16 protein-coding genes are annotated in these 16,321 nt (G+C 70.8%); 8 read left to right on the top strand and 8 right to left on the bottom strand.

Features of this window, described 5'->3' with window-relative positions; all coding sequences use genetic code 11:
• Window positions 1–23 precede the first annotated feature (23 nt).
• From ACIBQX_RS24715 to ACIBQX_RS24700, 4 genes are all read right to left on the bottom strand, one after another.
• A complete protein-coding gene (locus ACIBQX_RS24715; protein ID WP_397008282.1) occupies window positions 24–371 on the bottom strand; it encodes a hypothetical protein in 348 nt (115 codons plus the stop codon).
• Window positions 368–769, bottom strand: coding sequence for a YbaB/EbfC family nucleoid-associated protein (locus tag ACIBQX_RS24710; RefSeq protein ID WP_397008280.1), 402 nt, complete (start codon window positions 767–769; stop codon window positions 368–370). Before ACIBQX_RS24710 ends, ACIBQX_RS24715 begins: the two co-directional genes overlap by 4 nt.
• Before the next feature lie 98 nt (window positions 770–867).
• A complete protein-coding gene (locus ACIBQX_RS24705; protein WP_397008278.1) occupies window positions 868–1,263 on the bottom strand; it encodes a hypothetical protein in 396 nt (131 codons plus the stop codon).
• Window positions 1,260–2,135 (bottom strand): SseB family protein, encoded by an 876-nt coding sequence (locus tag ACIBQX_RS24700; RefSeq protein WP_397008276.1) that lies wholly within the window; start codon window positions 2,133–2,135, stop codon window positions 1,260–1,262. The genes ACIBQX_RS24705 and ACIBQX_RS24700 overlap by 4 nt, the downstream gene beginning before the upstream one ends.
• Before the next feature lie 106 nt (window positions 2,136–2,241).
• Here ACIBQX_RS24700 and eccB point away from each other — a divergent pair, with 106 nt between their 5' ends.
• Complete coding sequence (gene eccB / locus ACIBQX_RS24695) at window positions 2,242–3,657, top strand: type VII secretion protein EccB (RefSeq protein WP_397008274.1); 1,416 nt, start codon at window positions 2,242–2,244, stop codon at window positions 3,655–3,657.
• Between the two features lie 33 nt (window positions 3,658–3,690).
• On the opposite strand, the gene ACIBQX_RS24690 is transcribed toward eccB, so the two are convergent.
• Together ACIBQX_RS24690 and ACIBQX_RS24685 are read right to left on the bottom strand one after the other, a co-directional pair.
• The gene (locus tag ACIBQX_RS24690) at window positions 3,691–4,551 is read right to left on the bottom strand and encodes a hypothetical protein (protein WP_397008272.1); all 861 of its coding nucleotides are present in this window, start codon (window positions 4,549–4,551) and stop codon (window positions 3,691–3,693) included.
• A gap of 7 nt (window positions 4,552–4,558) precedes the next feature.
• Window positions 4,559–5,683 (bottom strand): hypothetical protein, encoded by a 1,125-nt coding sequence (locus ACIBQX_RS24685; protein WP_397008270.1) that lies wholly within the window; start codon window positions 5,681–5,683, stop codon window positions 4,559–4,561.
• A gap of 180 nt (window positions 5,684–5,863) precedes the next feature.
• On the opposite strand from ACIBQX_RS24685, the gene ACIBQX_RS24680 reads away from it, so the two are divergent.
• The 6 genes from ACIBQX_RS24680 to ACIBQX_RS24655 are packed head-to-tail and all read left to right on the top strand — an operon-like array spanning window position 5,864 to window position 10,277.
• On the top strand, window positions 5,864–6,193 hold the full coding sequence (locus ACIBQX_RS24680) for a WXG100 family type VII secretion target (RefSeq protein ID WP_397008268.1): 330 nt from the start codon (window positions 5,864–5,866) through the stop codon (window positions 6,191–6,193).
• Between the two features lie 29 nt (window positions 6,194–6,222).
• Window positions 6,223–6,534 (top strand): WXG100 family type VII secretion target, encoded by a 312-nt coding sequence (locus tag ACIBQX_RS24675; RefSeq protein WP_397008266.1) that lies wholly within the window; start codon window positions 6,223–6,225, stop codon window positions 6,532–6,534.
• A 48-nt stretch (window positions 6,535–6,582) separates the two neighbouring features.
• The gene (locus ACIBQX_RS24670; RefSeq protein ID WP_397008264.1) at window positions 6,583–6,933 is read left to right on the top strand and encodes a hypothetical protein; all 351 of its coding nucleotides are present in this window, start codon (window positions 6,583–6,585) and stop codon (window positions 6,931–6,933) included.
• Window positions 6,933–8,423 (top strand): hypothetical protein, encoded by a 1,491-nt coding sequence (locus tag ACIBQX_RS24665; protein ID WP_397008263.1) that lies wholly within the window; start codon window positions 6,933–6,935, stop codon window positions 8,421–8,423. The genes ACIBQX_RS24670 and ACIBQX_RS24665 overlap by 1 nt, the downstream gene beginning before the upstream one ends.
• Window positions 8,420–8,842 (top strand): hypothetical protein, encoded by a 423-nt coding sequence (locus ACIBQX_RS24660; protein ID WP_397008262.1) that lies wholly within the window; start codon window positions 8,420–8,422, stop codon window positions 8,840–8,842. The genes ACIBQX_RS24665 and ACIBQX_RS24660 overlap by 4 nt, the downstream gene beginning before the upstream one ends.
• A gap of 22 nt (window positions 8,843–8,864) precedes the next feature.
• Entirely contained in the window at window positions 8,865–10,277 is a 1,413-nt protein-coding gene (locus ACIBQX_RS24655) for a hypothetical protein (RefSeq protein ID WP_397008261.1), read from the top strand.
• Between the two features lie 8 nt (window positions 10,278–10,285).
• Here the strand turns inward: ACIBQX_RS24655 and ACIBQX_RS24650 are convergent, their stop codons facing one another.
• Entirely contained in the window at window positions 10,286–10,723 is a 438-nt protein-coding gene (locus ACIBQX_RS24650; protein WP_397008260.1) for a YbaB/EbfC family nucleoid-associated protein, read from the bottom strand.
• Between the two features lie 44 nt (window positions 10,724–10,767).
• A complete protein-coding gene (gene eccD, locus ACIBQX_RS24645; protein WP_397008259.1) occupies window positions 10,768–12,225 on the bottom strand; it encodes a type VII secretion integral membrane protein EccD in 1,458 nt (485 codons plus the stop codon).
• Window positions 12,226–12,329: 104 nt separating this feature from the next.
• On the opposite strand from eccD, the gene eccCa reads away from it, so the two are divergent.
• Window positions 12,330–16,310, top strand: coding sequence for a type VII secretion protein EccCa (gene eccCa / locus ACIBQX_RS24640; RefSeq protein ID WP_397008258.1), 3,981 nt, complete (start codon window positions 12,330–12,332; stop codon window positions 16,308–16,310).
• Window positions 16,311–16,321: the final 11 nt, after the last annotated feature.

Here is a 16,321-nt window from a genome sequence, read left to right as displayed (position 1 = left end):
CCGTTCAGAGCCCGTCGATCGCCTCAAGCCTGGAACGTCCGTCCAGTCGCTGCCCAGTCCTGAGCATTGGCGGTGTGCGCGCCGACGACGTTGTCCACGGAGGCCCGCATCCCGTCACCGAGCTCGGCGATGTCCTTGGCGAGCCGCTTGCACTGGCTGACCATGTTCGTCGGCCCGCCGTCGCCCAGGTGGGCGGCCCGGAACGCCTGCCCTTCGGCCTGATCGCCCCAGGGCGCGGCCTCCAGACAGCGCAGGACTTCGGCGGTCAGCTGGGGACAGTCCTGTTCCAGGTCGCCGGCCATGGTGGCCCATTGCGAGATGCCCTGGTCGGCAACCGACTTGATGAGCACCGACTCGTTCCAGGGGTTCATCCCTCGTCTCCCTTCTCACCGGCGAGCAGGTCGAAGACCTCGTCGATGTCGCCGTCCAGGTGCGCCCTGAGCTGATCCTGGGGGACCAGCGGTGCGAAGAGCTCGATGATCCGCTCACGGACGCGCTCCCCCGCCCGGCCGGCGGTCTCCACGATGGAGTCGGCCAGGTGCCGGGAGTCGGGGCGGCGGAAGATGCGCGGGTCGAGGTCGAGCCGGACGAGCTCGCCCCGTGAGCCGACGGTCACCGAGACCAGGCCGTCGTGCGACTTCTCGGTCACCTGCAGTGCCTTGGCCCGCGCGTGAAGCTCCGCGCCTTCGTCCCGTAGCCGCGTGAACGTCGCGCGCAGCTCCTCCGCGTAAGCCTGCATCCCCGCGACCGACTGACTAGCTGAGTCCATGACACCCCCCGACCAACCCCTGCGCACCCGCCACACGGGACGCTATGCGCCATTTGGGTAAGTTTCTGCCACATGAACGTCATGTAACAAGAGGCGGTCTAGAAAAAGCCCTCCACGAGCACTGCGTGTTCCCGTATTTCGCCCGCCTCGGCGCGCGGCACCCAGCGGCGGTGGACGCCGCGCTCGATCCGGTCGAGGCCCAACTCCGCCGCGGTCAGCACGGACCCGCCGGTGTACTCCAGCAGCAGCTCACCGTCGCGCTCGGCATGCACCTGGAACGGCTCACCACGCCACCGGCAGACCGTGACCACGAAGTGAATCGCCTCGCACTCCCGCGCGGGCACCGGGCGTACGTGGCAGCCGGGTTCCACCTCCTCGAACCCCTCGCGCGGCTCGGCGCTGCGCAGCCGGATCCACAGCTCCAGCGCGTGCGGCTCGGGGCTGGCCACATAGTCGGTCCCCTGCCAGCGGGCCCGGTAGAAGTGCCAGGTCATCGCGCCCGGCCTTGGATCAGCAGCCAGCGCCGCAGGTCACCGTGGTAGATCGCGCGCCGGTGCTCGGTCCCCGCCAGGGTGAGCTCCCAGATCTCGGCGCCGTGCGGCAGCCCGACGCCGTGGATCCGGTATTCGCGGATGACCTGGTCGACGTTGGGCACCAGGCCCATCCCGACGAACGGCGGCTCCTCGACCACCCAGCCCGCCACCGCGTCCCGGCCCTCCTCGGAGATCCCGCCGTACGGGGTGCGGTAGAGGTCCAGCCCCACCGGGCGCCAGCGCAGCAGGTTCAGTGAGCCGTCGCCGTTGATCATCTCGGGCCGGCCCAGCGCCTCGGCCAGCACGACGGGCGTGGCGATGTGCGAGACGTCGAGCGCGTGATGGCAGTAGCCGGAGACCCTCGGCTCGCCGCCGGCCAGCAGGTCGTGGACGTCGGCGGGGCTCAGCAGCTTCTGCACGACCGGCACCCCCGACTCCGGGTCGAGGAGGAGATCCTGGACGAGGGTGGGCACGGCCAGCCGGGCCACCGTGCCGGGCTCCAGCATGAAGCCGACCGGCAGGCCGGGATTGATCGCCAACCCCCACCTCGGGTCCGGCCAGCCCGCCGCCAGCTCCACCAGGGAGGTCACCCGGCAGTGCGCCGCCACGCCGCCGCTCGCCACGCGCATCGCCTCGACCGAGGTGTACGCCAGCACCCAAGTCCCGTCCGGCCCCTCGGCGGTCGCCCACGCGACCGGCTCGGCGCCCGCGGCGGCAGCCGCGGTGATCGGCAACGCGAAGTCCGCGTCGCGGAGCAGGCTCAGGCACAGAGCGCTCTGACCCGCCTCATGAGCCGCCCACAGCCGCTCCTCGAAGTCGCCCCATGGTCGCACGGCCTCACGTTAATTCACGGGCACCGGCGGATGGGCTGCGAAACGGGAGGGAGAACTGGGATATTTGGGACGAGGGCCCGCAGGATGCCTGACGCAATGAGGGGATATGCAGACAAACAAGGACCTCTATCAGGCTCATCGGCTGATGCAGCAGCGACTGGGCATGGCGCTGCTGCAGGCCGAGCCGGACGTCCCGGAGTCCCCCATGCGCCGCCAGAACGTGGGCACGTTCGGCGGCATCCTGGTCGGCGTGCTGGTCCTGGCCGTGTTCGGCATCTGGGGGCTGGTCTCACCCGGGAACGCCACCAAGCTGACCGAGCCGGGACAGTTGCTGGTCGAGGAGGAGAGCGGGGCCACCTACGTCTACAGCGCGCAGCAACGGCGGCTGCTGCCGGTGGCCAACTACGTGTCCGCACGGCTCGTGCTGGACGCCGGGGAGGTCCGCACGCGCAACGTGAGCGCGGCCTCGCTGGCCGAGTTCGCCCGCGGGCCGCTCATCGGGATCGAAGGGGCCCCCGACTCGCTGCCCGAGCGGGAGAAGCTGGTCAAGAAGCCCTGGTCCGTGTGCGTGCATGACGGGCCCGACAAACTCGGCGAGAGCAAGTCGTACACCACCTTGGTCGCGGGGACGGACGTCGGCGGGAAGCCGGCCGGCACGGGCGCGATGGTGGTCACCGACGGACGGCAGAACTGGATGATCTGGGCCGATCGGCGCATGCGGGTGGACGAGAACGGCGTGCGGGCGCTCAGCGCGCGCCCCAGGAAGGTGCCGCCGGCCTGGCTGAACGCCCTGCCGGCCGGGCACGACTTCAGCGGCCCCAGGGTGATCGGCCTCGGCAGGAAGGTGCGCACCGGCGGGAAGGTCACGGCGGTGGTCGGGCAGGTCTTCACGGTCCCGGCGGTCCCCGGCACGCCCGCCCGGTGGTACGTGCTGCTCTCCGACGGGCTGGCGCCCATCACCTCCGTGCAGGCCAGGCTGCTGCTGGAGGACCCTGACAGCAAGAAGGCGTACGGGTCCCGCCCGGCGCTGCCGATCACCATCGACGCCGCGTCGGCCAACGCCTCGCCGTCGAAGCAGAAGGTGCTGGACGACAGCCTGCCGACGACCATGCCCGAGGTGGTCAGCCCGCCCGGTTCGGCGCCGCTCTGCCTGACGTACCCGAACACGCAGACGGGCTCGCTCGTGGCGAAGGTGACCGTCGGCAGCGACGTCGCGATGCCGACGCCGCCGAGCGCGGGCAACCAGGAACGATTCGACCAGATCCTGCTGCCGCCGGGAGGCGCGGTGATCGCCGGGCTGCTGCCCGGCGAGGGCCAGCTCGGCGCGGTGGCCGCCTCCCTGTCGTTGATCAGTGACCAAGGGGTGCGCTACCCGGTGCCGTCGGCGGAGGTGCTCTCCAAGCTCGGCTACGACGCCTCGGACGTCACGCCGGTGCCCGCGAGCATCCTGCGCCTGATCCCGCAGGGGCCGACGCTGGACCCGGCGGCGGCCCGGACGCCGATGAACGTCCTGTCCGGATAGCCGGACAGGACGAACAGGGCGAACAGAAGGGCGCTAGAAGCCGAACTCCGGCATGAAGGAGTCGTCCAGCTTGCCGGCGTCGAACTGGGACGCCGGATCGTCGACGACGTCCGACGTGGTGGGATTCCAGACGGCGCTGGCCTCCATGAGGTTCGGCGCGGTTCCCGACACCGCCTCCAGGCCGGGCAGGTCCTGGGTGAACTGGTTGTAGGCGACGGCCGCCACACCCAGGATCACGCTGGCCTTCAGGACCAGCTTCCAGTGATTGGTGAAGATCGCCTTCGCCGTGATGTGCAGGCTCTCCACGACGCCGATGGCCTGCGCCTCGCCGGCGAGCGCCAGTGTCGCCGTGGCGCGCAGCATCGTGACGTAGGCGGCCAGCGTCGTCAGGACGGCCGCGATGGCCACGCAGCACAGCACCAGCGCGTGGGTGCCCTGGGCCGAGGCTTTGAGCGTGCTGCCGGTGTTCATCCTGTTGCTGTCCAGCGTGGCCAGGTGCCCGTCGAGCACGTCCACCTTCTCCAGGAAGGAGTTGTAGCCCCGGCCGGCCCAGTCCTTGTTGCTGCCGATCTCCCTGCTCAGCCGCTTCAGCTCGCCGCGCAGGTAGGTCAGGTCGCTGGTCCCGGTGGCGTGCACGCCTTTGGACGAGGCCGGGGCGACCATCGGCGGTCGCCACTCCTGCCCGGCCGTCTGCCCCACCGGGCCGGGCTTCGCGCCCGCGTCGATCGGGGTGGTGTTGAGCCACTGATCGGCCGCCCGGTCCTGCTCGGCCGGGTCCGCGACCAGCAGGCCCATCAGCCCGACGATCGGAGAGGCGTACGGCAGGATGACCGCGGCCGCCGTCGCGGTCGCCACCGCGCCGAGGAAGAGCTCGAAATCGCCTTCGTGTGCCATTGCTTTCCTAAACCTCTCTGCCGAGCACCGACGGCGATATGTCCTCGTCCCCGCCCCAGACTCCCTCGTCCTCGGCCAGGTGGGCGCCACGGTCGCGGTCCCGCTCCTCGCCGCCCGCACCGGCTCCCGCGCCGCCGCCCATGGGGTAGAGCGGCATGCCGGTGTTCAGCGCCTTGGAGAGGTTGCCCTGCCCGCCGACGGCCTGGGACCCGCCGCCGGCGCCGCCGACGCCTCCGTCCGGCAGGGTGACGCCCGTACGGGGTATGGAGCTTCGCGGATCGGTCGTCGTGCTGTCGGGGACCTGCACCTGCGGCATGGTCGGGGTGTTCAGTCGTGGATCGACGCCGGCCAGATCGGTGCCGTCGGGCGGCTTCACCGCCCCCAGGTCGGGAGTCTTCAGGTCCGGCTGGGCGATCTTGTCGAGGTCCGGCTGATTGATCTGGTCCGGGTTCGGCGTGTCGATGTCGCCGGGCTTCGGCATGTCGACGTCACCGGGCTTCGGGATGTCGACGTCACCGGGCTTCGGTATGTCGGTGTCGCCGGGTTTCGGTATGTCGATGTCATCGGGCTTCGGTATGTCGGTGTCGCCGGGCTTCGGGATGTCGATGTCATCGGGCTTCGGGATGTCGAGGTCCCCCGGGCCTCCCAGACCAGGGCCGCCCTTGCCGATCCCGCCCAGGTCACCGGCTCCGGGAAGCCCGCCCGGCGGCTTCATGCCGCCGATGCCTCCCCCGGGGATCTTCGGAGGCTTCGGGCCGCCCTTGTCGGGCGCCTTGCTGGACTGCTCGGCCTGTTCGGTGTTGTCGGCCGCGTCGGACAAGGCCTTCTTCCAGGACTCGAGCACCTTCTTGCCCTGGGTCAGCGCGTCCGCCGCGCCGTCACGCACCGAGCGGTGCGCGACGTTGAGCCCGCCACCGACCACGCCGAAGGTCAGCGCGTGCATGTCGATGGCCTTGGTCTTGTCGCTCATCAGCGACAGGTCCTGGCCGTAGCCGCCCACGTTGGACCCCAGGTTCCTGACGCTCGAGTACTTCATGTCGAACTCGGGGTCGTTGTCACGTGGGTGGAGTCCCGGCACGGTGGCGCCGAGCCCGGCGAAGGGATCATCGGTAGACGAGGATGAGTTGGACACTGGCCCCCCTTGTCGCATCGCTCACATACGCTACGCCAGCCTCCCAGATGTCACCCAATAGGACTGGGAGAATAAGGGGTAAATGTGCAACCCTTGGGGCGATAGTTCACTAATGTGACGTCGGGGCCCCGACACCGGATGAATGCCCCGTGTCAGCCGAGCAGCAAGGGAGGGAGATCTGTGGGCGCCGAGCCGCAGACTCAAGTAAGCGAATCCGATCTCAAGGCCGCAATCGCCCTGATCGAGGACGCCGCCACCAAGTTGCGTACCATCCAGCGGAATCTCGACACCGCTGGAGCCACCCTCAAGACGAGCTGGGTGGGTCAGTCCGAGGCCGCCTTCCACGCCGTCCACGTCAAGTGGCACGAGCGGATGGACGTGATCCTCGCCAGCCTGCACCGCCTGGCGGAGAGCATCGGGACGAGCGGCAAGAACTACGCCGCCTTCAACCAGGAGCGGACCGAGGCGATGAACCACATCGCCCAGCTCATCAGCGCCAAGCCGCTCTAAGACCCTTCTAGCCAGACTGGAGGCCGCAGATGGCCGCGGATGACATCTTCGATCGTACAAAGGTCAACTTCTCGGGTCTCGGCCAGGGCGAGGACGCCTTCGCCCAGGCCCACAACGGCCTGGTGGAGACGCTGGAGACCCTCGAGCGGGACCTCATGGCCAAGAGCGCGATCTGGGAAGGCCAGTCCAAGACGGTCTTCACCGAGGTCCGGGAGCTCTGGAACCGTGAGGCCAGGGACATGTCGCAGTTCGTCCAGCTGCTCAAGACGAACATCAACATCACCAGCATGAACATGCAGCAGGTCGAGAGGGTCAACTCCCAGATCTTCGACGGCCGCTAGAACGGGCCCAGGGGCGGCACCGCCGGGGTCTGACACCAGAGGGGAAACATGGGCAGCGATCGTGGCGTGGATCTCAGCAGGAGAGCGATCAAGGCGGCCAAGACCGATCTGGAAGAGGCGCTGGCGCTGCTGCGCCCCGACAGCTCGGGCGGCGAGGTGCAGCCGGTCCTCACCCAGTCGGGACCGGCCGGGCAGCTGAGCGCCGACTACGAGGCGCTGGGCGGGCTCTGGCCCGCCGCCATGGGCTACCAGCAGAGCACGCGCGCGGCCGTCACCGCGGTCACCGGCTCCTACGGCAACATCGGCGTACAGGTGGAGAACGTCATCGAGCTGCTCAAGCAGGCGTTGCGCAATTACGACGACGCCGAGGGAGCCGGGGAAGGCAGCAGGCAGGTCTGATGGCCGAGAACCAGGCGCCGATCAGGGCGGAGATCGCCGGCACCGACTTCGACGGGGTGCTGACGCTCGACCAACTGCGGGAGACGCTGGCCAAGAACAAGCCGGAGCTGGTGCGCGCGGCCGCCACCGAGATGCTCACCGCCAAGCAGCGCCTCGACCACCTGGTCGGCGTGCTCGACCTGCATCTGCGGGCGCTCAACGAGCACTGGACTGAGGGCGAGGACGCCAAGGTCGTCAAGACCCAGCTGCGCAGGCTGCGCGACTCCGCCGCCACGATGTCCACCACGATCAACGACCAGCCGGCGGACGCCACCCAGTGCGTGGCCAACCCGACGGGAGTCGCCCCCGCGCTGCTCCTCCAGGCCCACACCCTGGCGACATTCAGGGGCGAGAACCTCCCCGAGTCCCCGGACCGGGACATCTCGATCCTGGAGGGCGCCTACCAGGGCGGCATGGCCGGCCTCGGCGTGGGCGCCGGGGTCGGATTCTTCGTCGGCGGCGTGGGCGCCGGGCCGGGCGCGGTGATCGGCGCGGTCGTGGGCACCGTGGCCGGAGGCATCACCTCCGCCTTCACCGACGGCCCGTTCATGAACATGTTCGGCGACTCCAAGGAGGAGCAGGACAGGAACCTCGCCGCAGAGCACATCAGGCTGCTGAGCGAGGCCACCAAGGCCAACAACCAGGCGTTCCCCGCGGCGCTCAGGACCGACATCCCCCAGTTCGACGTCCTGAGCCCGAGGCTTCCTGTCACCCCCTTCAACCAGGGGCCGCTCCCCGCCGGTGGCCTGCCCGGAGGCCTGACCCAGCCGTACGCCCCAGGGAGCGGCCTGCCCGACGGTCTGTACGTCCCGAGCCAGGACGGCCTGCTGGACCCCGACCGCCACCAGATCCCCGGCTTCGACGACACCGGTCTGTCCATCGCCTTCCCCGGCGGCACGGACGGCCCCGGTGGCACCGACGGGACCGGCGGCGACGGATCCGGCGGCGACGGGTCCGGGACGAACGGCTCAGGCCTCCCCGGAGGCGGGCCGAGCTCCACGAATCCCAACGGAACAACGGTCCCCGGCGTGAAGGTGCCCGACGCGCCCAACGGCACGATCCCGGACACCGGCGTCGGCAGCCCGACCGCGCTGGCCGGGCTCCCCGACTCGTCCTTCACCGGCGGCCAGCCCACCGGCTACCCGTCCGGCAACCCCACCGGCGTCACGACCGGCCCAGGCTCGCCCACGACGGGCATCGGCAGCCCGTACGGCGGGTCGGGCTTCGGCGCGGCCTCCGGCGGAGGGGCCGGAGGGGCGAGCGCCGCCCTCCCGCGCGGCTCGGGCGGCGGCGGCTCCCCGTTCATGATCCCTCCCGGCGGCGCCGGTGGCGCTCAGCAGCAGAGCGAGCAGGAGCGGAGCACGTTCCTCCTGGAGGACGAGGACTACTTCAGGAGCGAGGAGCCCACGACGGGCCCCTACATCAGCGGTGAATCGAAAGGCAGGGCATGAGCCGTCCAGATGACAGCGGCATGGGCACGCCCGTTCCGGAGTTGGACCTCCCCAAGAACTTCCCCGGCCTCGGCGGGGACGACGGCCTGGGACCGGACATCGACCACGCGGGCGTCAGAGAGGTCATCTCCCGCCTGCGCAAAGAGCTGGGCACGCTGCGCGGCAGCGCGCCCGCCTCGATGAGCGCCACCTGGAGCGGGCCCGGCACGGTCGCCGAAGTGGCCGGAACGGGCAACATCGGGTCCCAGGAGACGGGCAAGTGGGAAGTGGCCCGCTTCTTCGGCGGAAACACCGCGCAAGCCTACGAAGTGTTCGGAGGCAGCTACTACGAGCTGCTGGACCACGTCGAGAAGTGGGCGGACGCGGTGGAGAAGGCCGTCAGTAATTATGAGAAGGGTCACGCGGACAGCAGTGCGTGAGAATCGGCGAGGGTGACGGAAAATGGCTGAAAACTGGAAGCCGATCAAGCTGTACGTCTACCTCGGCAGCGTCACACCGCCCCAGGGCACGAGCCGGGAGACCGTCCTCGAGTACCTGAACAGCGCCGACCCGGACGCGATCGAGCGCGCCGGGCGGAGCTATGTCGAAGCCGCCAAGCTGGTACAGGGTGACGCCGGGGGCAAGGGCGGGGTCCAGGGCGCGGTCATGAAGGCCGCCGAGGACCTCGCCGCCGTGTGGCGCGGCGGCGACGCCGCCAACGCGCTGAAGGCACTGCGGCTGCTGCACGCCAGCGCGGGCGCGCTCGGCCAGGCCATGAAGCAGACCGGCGAGCCGCTGACCAAGTACGCCGGCGAGGTCAGACGCTACCGCACGATGGTGGCCGACCTGCCCCCCGCGCCCCTGATCAAGCCCATGCCCACCTTCGCGAACGGCGGTATCGACCTCCCCGGCGGGAACGGCGTGACCGCGCCGCCGGTGATCAGCGCGTACGGCCCGAACGGGCTGACCGGCCCGGTCATCGACTCGGACGCGCAGGCCAGGAAGCGGCTCGAAGAGCTCAACGTGGTGATCTACGACCTGAACAGCCAGATCGCCGACGGGCTGGCCTTCCAGATGCCGAACATCACCCCGATGGAGGTGAACACCGAGCAGGCGCCGCAGCTCGACCCCGGCTCCGGCACGAAGGTTCCCTACGGCACGACCAGGTACTGGAGCGACGGCACGGGCGGCGGCCCGGGCGGCGACTACTCCGATTACACCGGCTCCTCCGGCTCCGAGGACTCCTCCGGCTCGGGCCGGCCGGGCGACGACACGCCGGGTCCCGGTGACCGGCCGGGCGGTCAGGACGACGATACGCCGGGCCACGAGCAGGACCAGGGCGGGCGCGACCCGGTCGACGGGTCCGACGACGACCCGTCCTCGACCGACCGGCCCGGCAACGGCCTCCCTCAGCAGCCGGAACAGCAGCAGCCCGGCGAGAATCAGGACGGCGGCGAGCGGGAGGTCCCCGCGGTGATCGGCGGCGAGGACCGGGGAACCCAGCTCGCCGACGCCACCACCACGACCACGCCCCCGACGACCACCACCACCACGCCCGCGAACCCGCACACCAGCATGCCCACGACCGCCTACACGCCCACCGCTCAGACGCCGTTCACCACCACCAACCCGTTCTCGACTCCCGGCGGGCCGACCGGCGGCACCTGGTACGGCGCCGGCACCCCGGCCTCGGCGGCGAGCCCCGCGGTGCTGCGAGGCGGGCCGGCCACCGCCGGCAACGGATTCATGGGATACCCGCCCGGCGGCATGGGCGCGGGCTCCAACGAGGGCGAGGAGCGCACCCGGGAGTACTACGACCCCGAAGGGGACCTCTGGTCCCCGGCACAGGAGATCGGCCCGCACACGATCGGCTGACCGGCCCGTCAGCGCTCCATGCGGTTGCGGATCTGGTCGAGCTCGCCCATGAGGTCGTCGAAGGTCCGGTTGTAGGCGGCTTCCGCCTCCCGGACCTGGGCCATGGGCCCGTCGGGGTCGTCGGCGAAGCGCATCGGGTTCTCGTCGCCGAACAGCTCCTGCATCGACTCGGTCACCTTGCGCCGCAGGTCGTCCGCGGCCTCGGCGATGACGGCCTGGATGAGCTCGGCCAGCTCGCCGGAGGTGCGGCGCATGGCCTTGGGGTGCAGCTGGAGGCTGCGCAGGCCCGCGTTGCCCATCTCGACCTGGACCAGGCCGTCCTGATCGGCCGCCCGGCCGACGAGCTCGGTGAGCACCTGCCGGAGGTCGCCGATGCGGGCCATCTGCGCGTCCGCGTTCTTGAGGACCCTGTCGAGGTCCATCGCCCCGAACTCCCGCTCGATCATCCGCACACTCCCCTAAGCCATATTTCCGACGAGAATATCGATTTCTAACCTGACAGGCCCCGGATCCACGTGTAGACCTCCAGCACGCCGAGAGCCAGCGGGAACAGCGCGATCAGCAGCACGATGTCCACCAGGTCGCCGGCCCGTCCCCAGAACGGCGACAGGCGCCCGGACGGCAGCCACAGGCCGAGCCCGACGACCAGCAGGGCCAGCCAGAGCAGGCCCATCACCACCGCGGCGGCGGCCACCGTGCCCGCGCCCGCGCTCATCGAGACGCCCACCGCCACCAGCCCGCCGAGACCGCCGCACAGCAGCCAGAGCCGCTGGCCCAGGCCGTGGAAGACGCGGGCGCGCAGCAGCAGCGTCAGGCAGAGCACGACGGCCATGGAGGTGGCCATCCAGCCCGGCGTGCCGACCAGGTAGACCAGCGCCCCGATGACGGTCAGCGCGATGCCGACGACCATGCCGGTGGCGTAGCGCCTGGCCTGCGCGGTGCGGCCGAGGACGCCGTCGCTGTCCAGCCGCTGGTTGTCGGCGCGCAGCTCCTCGGCGTTGGTCGGCAGGGTGGGCAGCGGCACCCGGGCGATCCTGAAGGACAGCGAGGGGATCAGCGGGCTGAGCGACATCAGGATCGTGGCGGCCATGGCCGCCGCACCCGCCGCGGGCACGCCGGAGACCATGACCACGGCCGCGGCTAGCGCGCCCACCACCGTCGCGAGGGCCGTGCCGAGGAAGCCCGCCACCCCGTCGGCGACCACACTGCCGCCGATCGTGGCCACCAGCGCGGTGCAGACCAGCGCGGCCAGCAGGTGGGGGGCGCCGAGCCCGGCCACGCTGGATCCGCTGGCCAGACCGTACAGACCGGCGACGAAGGCGTACGGGAGCGCGGCGTAGCCGATCAGCGCGCCCGCGACGGAGTCGCCGACCGCCCTGGACAGGGCGGCGCTGACGCCGATCAGCAGGACCGCCAGCATGCCCGCGACCACGGTCAGGCCCAGCGGCGGGCCGCCCGCGAGGACGAGGGCGGGGACGCCGAGGGCGAGGATGACGGCCGCCGCGCCGGCGCCCAGGAGCCTGGTGTGGCGCGGCTCCCACTTGCTGGAGCTCTCCTTCACCCCGGTGGCCACCACGTCGGCCACGTCGTCGTAGAGCGCGGGCGGCAGGGTGAACTCGCGCGGCCGCAGATACAGCACCTCGCCGTCGAGCACGCCGAGGGCGGCGAGCGTCTGGCCGAGGTCGAAGGGCGCGCCGCCCAGCCGCTGGAGCACCCAGCCGGGCGCGCTCGCCGAGTCGCCGCCCGCCTCGCCGACCGCGCGCAGCAAGCCAGGCAGGACGTGCGGCAGCGGGATGTCGGCGGGCAGCGCCAGATCCGCCCGGCGACGCGGGGCGACGATCGTCACATGGCACAGCGGCGGCAACGGCGGCGGCGGGGCCTGCTGCGGTTGCCGCTGTGGCGGCCGCTGCTGGGGCGGCTGGAGGTGCTGATGGGCGAGCGAGGTCACGGACATACTCCAGGGGCTTACTGGCTAAATCCGACATGCCGAACATATAGGGACGGCGCTTCTGGTAAGAAAGTGTTTCAGGTGACAGGAGGGTTGTCTCACCAGTGAGCATTGTCGTCGTCAGGCGCCCCGAACGCCGCCCCAGTCCCCAGCCACCGCGTGGGGAGATCCTGCTGGAGTCTCCGCCGGAGATCCCCGAGGTTCAGCCCGCGGGGCTCAGTGGCATCCTCATGTACCTGCCCATGCTGGCGGGCGGGGCCGCCATGGGGCTGATGTTCACCGCCAACGGCAACTCCAACCCGATCATGTACGTGGCCAGCGGCCTGTTCGCCGTGTCCATGCTCGGCATGACGCTCGGCCAGGTGGGCCGTAACGCGGGCGAGCGCAAGAACCGGCTCAACGGCCTGCGCCGCGACTACTTCCGCTATCTCTCCCAGATCCGCAGGAAGATCCGCAAGGCCGCCGTCCAGCAGCGCGAGGCCCTGGAGTGGAGCGGGCCCGCCCCGGACACGCTCTGGTGGGTCGCGATGGGCCCGCGTCTGTGGGAACGCCGCCCGCGCGACGACGACTTCGGCACGGTACGGCTGGGCACGGGCGTGCAGAAGCTGGCCGTCCAGCTCATCCCTCCGGACTCCAAGCCCGTCGAGGACCTCGACGCGCTGACGGCGGGTGCGCTGCGCAGGTTCGTCAGGACCCACTCCACCGTGGCCGGGCTGCCGGTGGCGGTCGCGCTGGACTCCTTCGCCCGGATCCACCTCGGCGGCGACCCGCGAGCGGTGCGCGACCTGACCAGGGCCATGATCGCGCAGCTCGTCACCTTCCACTCCCCCGACGACATGCGGATCCTGGTGTGCGCGAGCAAGGAGTGGATGCCGCACTGGGACTGGGTGAAGTGGCTGCCGCACGCGCTGCACCCCGAGGAGGCCGACGCGGCCGGTCAGGTGCGGCTGATGGCGGAGAACATGGCCCAGCTCGACCAGCTCATGGGCGACGAGCTGAAGGAACGGGCCCGGTTCCGGCCGGGAACGGCCTCGGACGCGCTGCCGTACCACGTCGTGATCGTGGACGGCGGGCACGTGCCGCACGACTCCCAGCTGGGCACGGACGCCATCCAGGGCGTCACGGTCATCGACCTGTCGGAGGCGACCGGGCCCGTCGAGGAGGGCAGCACCCTCAGGCTCGACATCGAGCCCAACGGGTTCCACATGGTGAAGATCGACCATGCGGGCAAGCGGTCGACGAACCGGCTCGGCGATCCCGACTCGCTCGACTACGCGCGGGCGGAGGGCCTGGCCAGGCAGCTCGCGCCGCTGCGGTCCTCGACCGGCTCCGGCGGCGAGACGCAGGACCTGCTGGGCGCCAACACCACGCTGACCGACCTGCTCGGCGTCGGCGACCCCGCGCTGCTGCACCCCGCGACGACCTGGCAGCCCAGGGCGGGCCGCAACAGGCTGCGGGTGCCGATCGGCCTCGGCAGCGACGGGCGGGTGGTCGAGCTCGACATCAAGGAGTCCGCGCAGGGCGGCATGGGCCCGCACGGGCTGGTCATCGGCGCGACCGGCTCCGGCAAGTCCGAGCTGCTGCGCACCATGGTGCTCGGCCTCGCCATCACCCACTCCTCGGAGATCCTCAACTTCGTCCTCGTCGACTTCAAGGGCGGCGCGACCTTCCTCGGCCTGGAGACCCTTTCGCACGTCTCCGCCGTGATCACCAACCTGGAGGACGAGCTTCCCCTGGTCGACCGCATGCACGACGCGCTGCACGGGGAGATGGTGCGCAGGCAGGAGCTGTTGCGCGCCTCGGGCAACTTCGCGTCGCTGCGCGACTACGAGCGGGCCCGTGAGCAGGGCGCCGACCTGCGGCCGATGCCGACGCTGTTCATCGTGCTCGACGAGTTCAGCGAGTTGCTGACGGCCAAGCCGGAGTTCGTCGACCTGTTCGTGATGATCGGCCGGCTGGGCCGTTCGCTCGGCGTGCACCTGCTGCTGGCCTCCCAGCGGCTGGAGGAGGGCCGGCTGCGCGGGCTGGACACCCACCTGTCCTACCGGATCGGCCTGCGGACGTTCTCCGCCATGGAGAGCCGGGTCGTCCTCGGCGTCGCCGACGCCTACGAGCTGCCCTCCGCGCCGGGCAACGGCTATCTCAAGTTCGACACCACCGGCATGACGCGGTTCAAGGCCGCCTACGTCTCGGCGGCGCACCACGGCGACGCCTCCCAGGTGGCCGTGGTGGACGGCAAGGCGCCGATCCGGGAGGTCGTCGAGTACGGCCCCGGCTACATGCCGCTGCCCGAGGTCACCACGCCCGTCCAGCTGAACGCGGAGTCCGACGACGAGCCCGCCGGCGGCAACCAGCGCAGCCTGCTCGACGTGGTGGTCGGCCGGCTCGCCGGGCACGGCCCCGCCGCCCACCGCATCTGGCTGCCGCCGCTGGCCCAGCCGCCCACGCTGGCCCACCTGCTGCCGCCGCTGTCGGTCACCCCCGAGCACGGCCTGTCCACGACGGGCTGGCCCGGCCGGGGCAAGCTGCACGCGGTCGTCGGCATCATCGACAAGCCCTTCGAGCAGCGCCGTGACCCCTTCTGGCTGGACATGTCGGGCGCCGCGGGTCATGTGGGCCTGGCGGGCGGCACGCAGAGCGGCAAGAGCACCGTGGTGCGGACGCTGGTGACGAGCATGGCCCTCACGCACACCCCGCGCGAGGTCCAGTTCTACTGTCTCGACTTCGGCGGCGGCGCGCTCGCCTCCCTGGAGGGACTGCCGCACGTGGGCGGCGTGGCGGCCCGCCTCGACGGCGACCGGGTGCGCCGTACGGTCGCCGAGATCAGCGGGATCCTGGAGCAGCGCGAGCGCGACTTCAGCGAACACGGCATCGAGTCGATCGTGTCCTACCGGCGGCTGATCCAGGACGGCGAGATCGAGGGCGACGGCTGGGGCGACGTCTTCCTCATCGTGGACGGCTGGCTGACGCTGCGCCAGGAGTTCGACTCGCTCGAACCGATCGTCACCGACATCGCCGCGCGCGGGCTCGGCTACGGCATCCACGTGATCGCCTCCACCAACAAGTGGTCGGAGTTCAGGCCGGGCATCCGGGACCTGTTCGGCACCAAGGTCGAGCTCAAGCTCGGCGACGCCTACGAGTCGGAGGTCAGCAGGAAGAAGGCGCAGGCGGTGCCCGAGGGGAGCCCGGGGCGCGGGCTGACGAAGGACGGGTTCCACTTCCTGTCGGCGCTGCCGCGCATCGACGGGGTGCAGGACTCCTCGAACCTGGGTCCCGGAGTCCGGGGGCTGGTGCAGGCCGTACGGGAGTCCTGGAAGGGGCCTGTGGCCCCGCCGGTGCGGCTGCTGCCCGCCGTGCTGCGGGTCTCCGCGCTGCCCGCCGACGAGGAGCGGATCCCGATCGGCATCGACGAGGCCACGCTGTCGCCCGTGTCGCTCGACTTCGACGCCGACCCGCACTTCGTGGTGTTCGGCGAGAACGAGAGCGGCAAGTCGAACGTGCTGCGGCTCATCGCCGAAGGGCTGGTGCGCAGGAAGCAGCCGAGCGAGGCCATGATGATCGTGATCGACTACCGCAGGTCGCTGCTCGACTCGGCGGCGACCGAGCACCGCATCGGTTACGCCGCCTCCAGCTCCGCCGCCACCGAGCTGATCAACGACGTCAAGGGGGCGATGCTGGGCCGCCTGCCCCCGGCGGACCTGACCCCGCAGCAGCTCCGCGACCGCAGCTGGTGGCAGGGGTCGGACCTGTACATCTTCGTCGACGACTACGACCTGGTCGCGACCTCGTCCAACCCGCTGCTGCCGCTCGTCGACCTGCTCCCGCAGGCCCGCGACATCGGCCTGCACGTGGTGCTGACGCGGCAGATGGGCGGCGCGGGCCGAGCCATGTACGACCCGGTCATCCAGCGCCTCAAGGACATGGCCAGCCCGGCATTGCTCATGTCGGGCAACAAGGACGAGGGCTACCTGTTCGGCAACGTCCGTCCCCAGCCCCTTCCGCCCGGCCGCGGCCATCTCGTCGACCGGCGCTACGGCGCGCGCCTCATGCAGACGGCGTTCCTGGACGCCACGGAAGATCAGTGATCATGAAAGGA

Origin of the sequence: Nonomuraea sp. NPDC049714 (assembly GCF_044465295.1) — a bacterium.
GTDB lineage: Bacteria > Actinomycetota > Actinomycetes > Streptosporangiales > Streptosporangiaceae > Nonomuraea.
The sequence above is the reverse complement of the archived record's forward strand: the minus strand, read 5'-3'. Positions and strand labels throughout refer to the sequence as shown.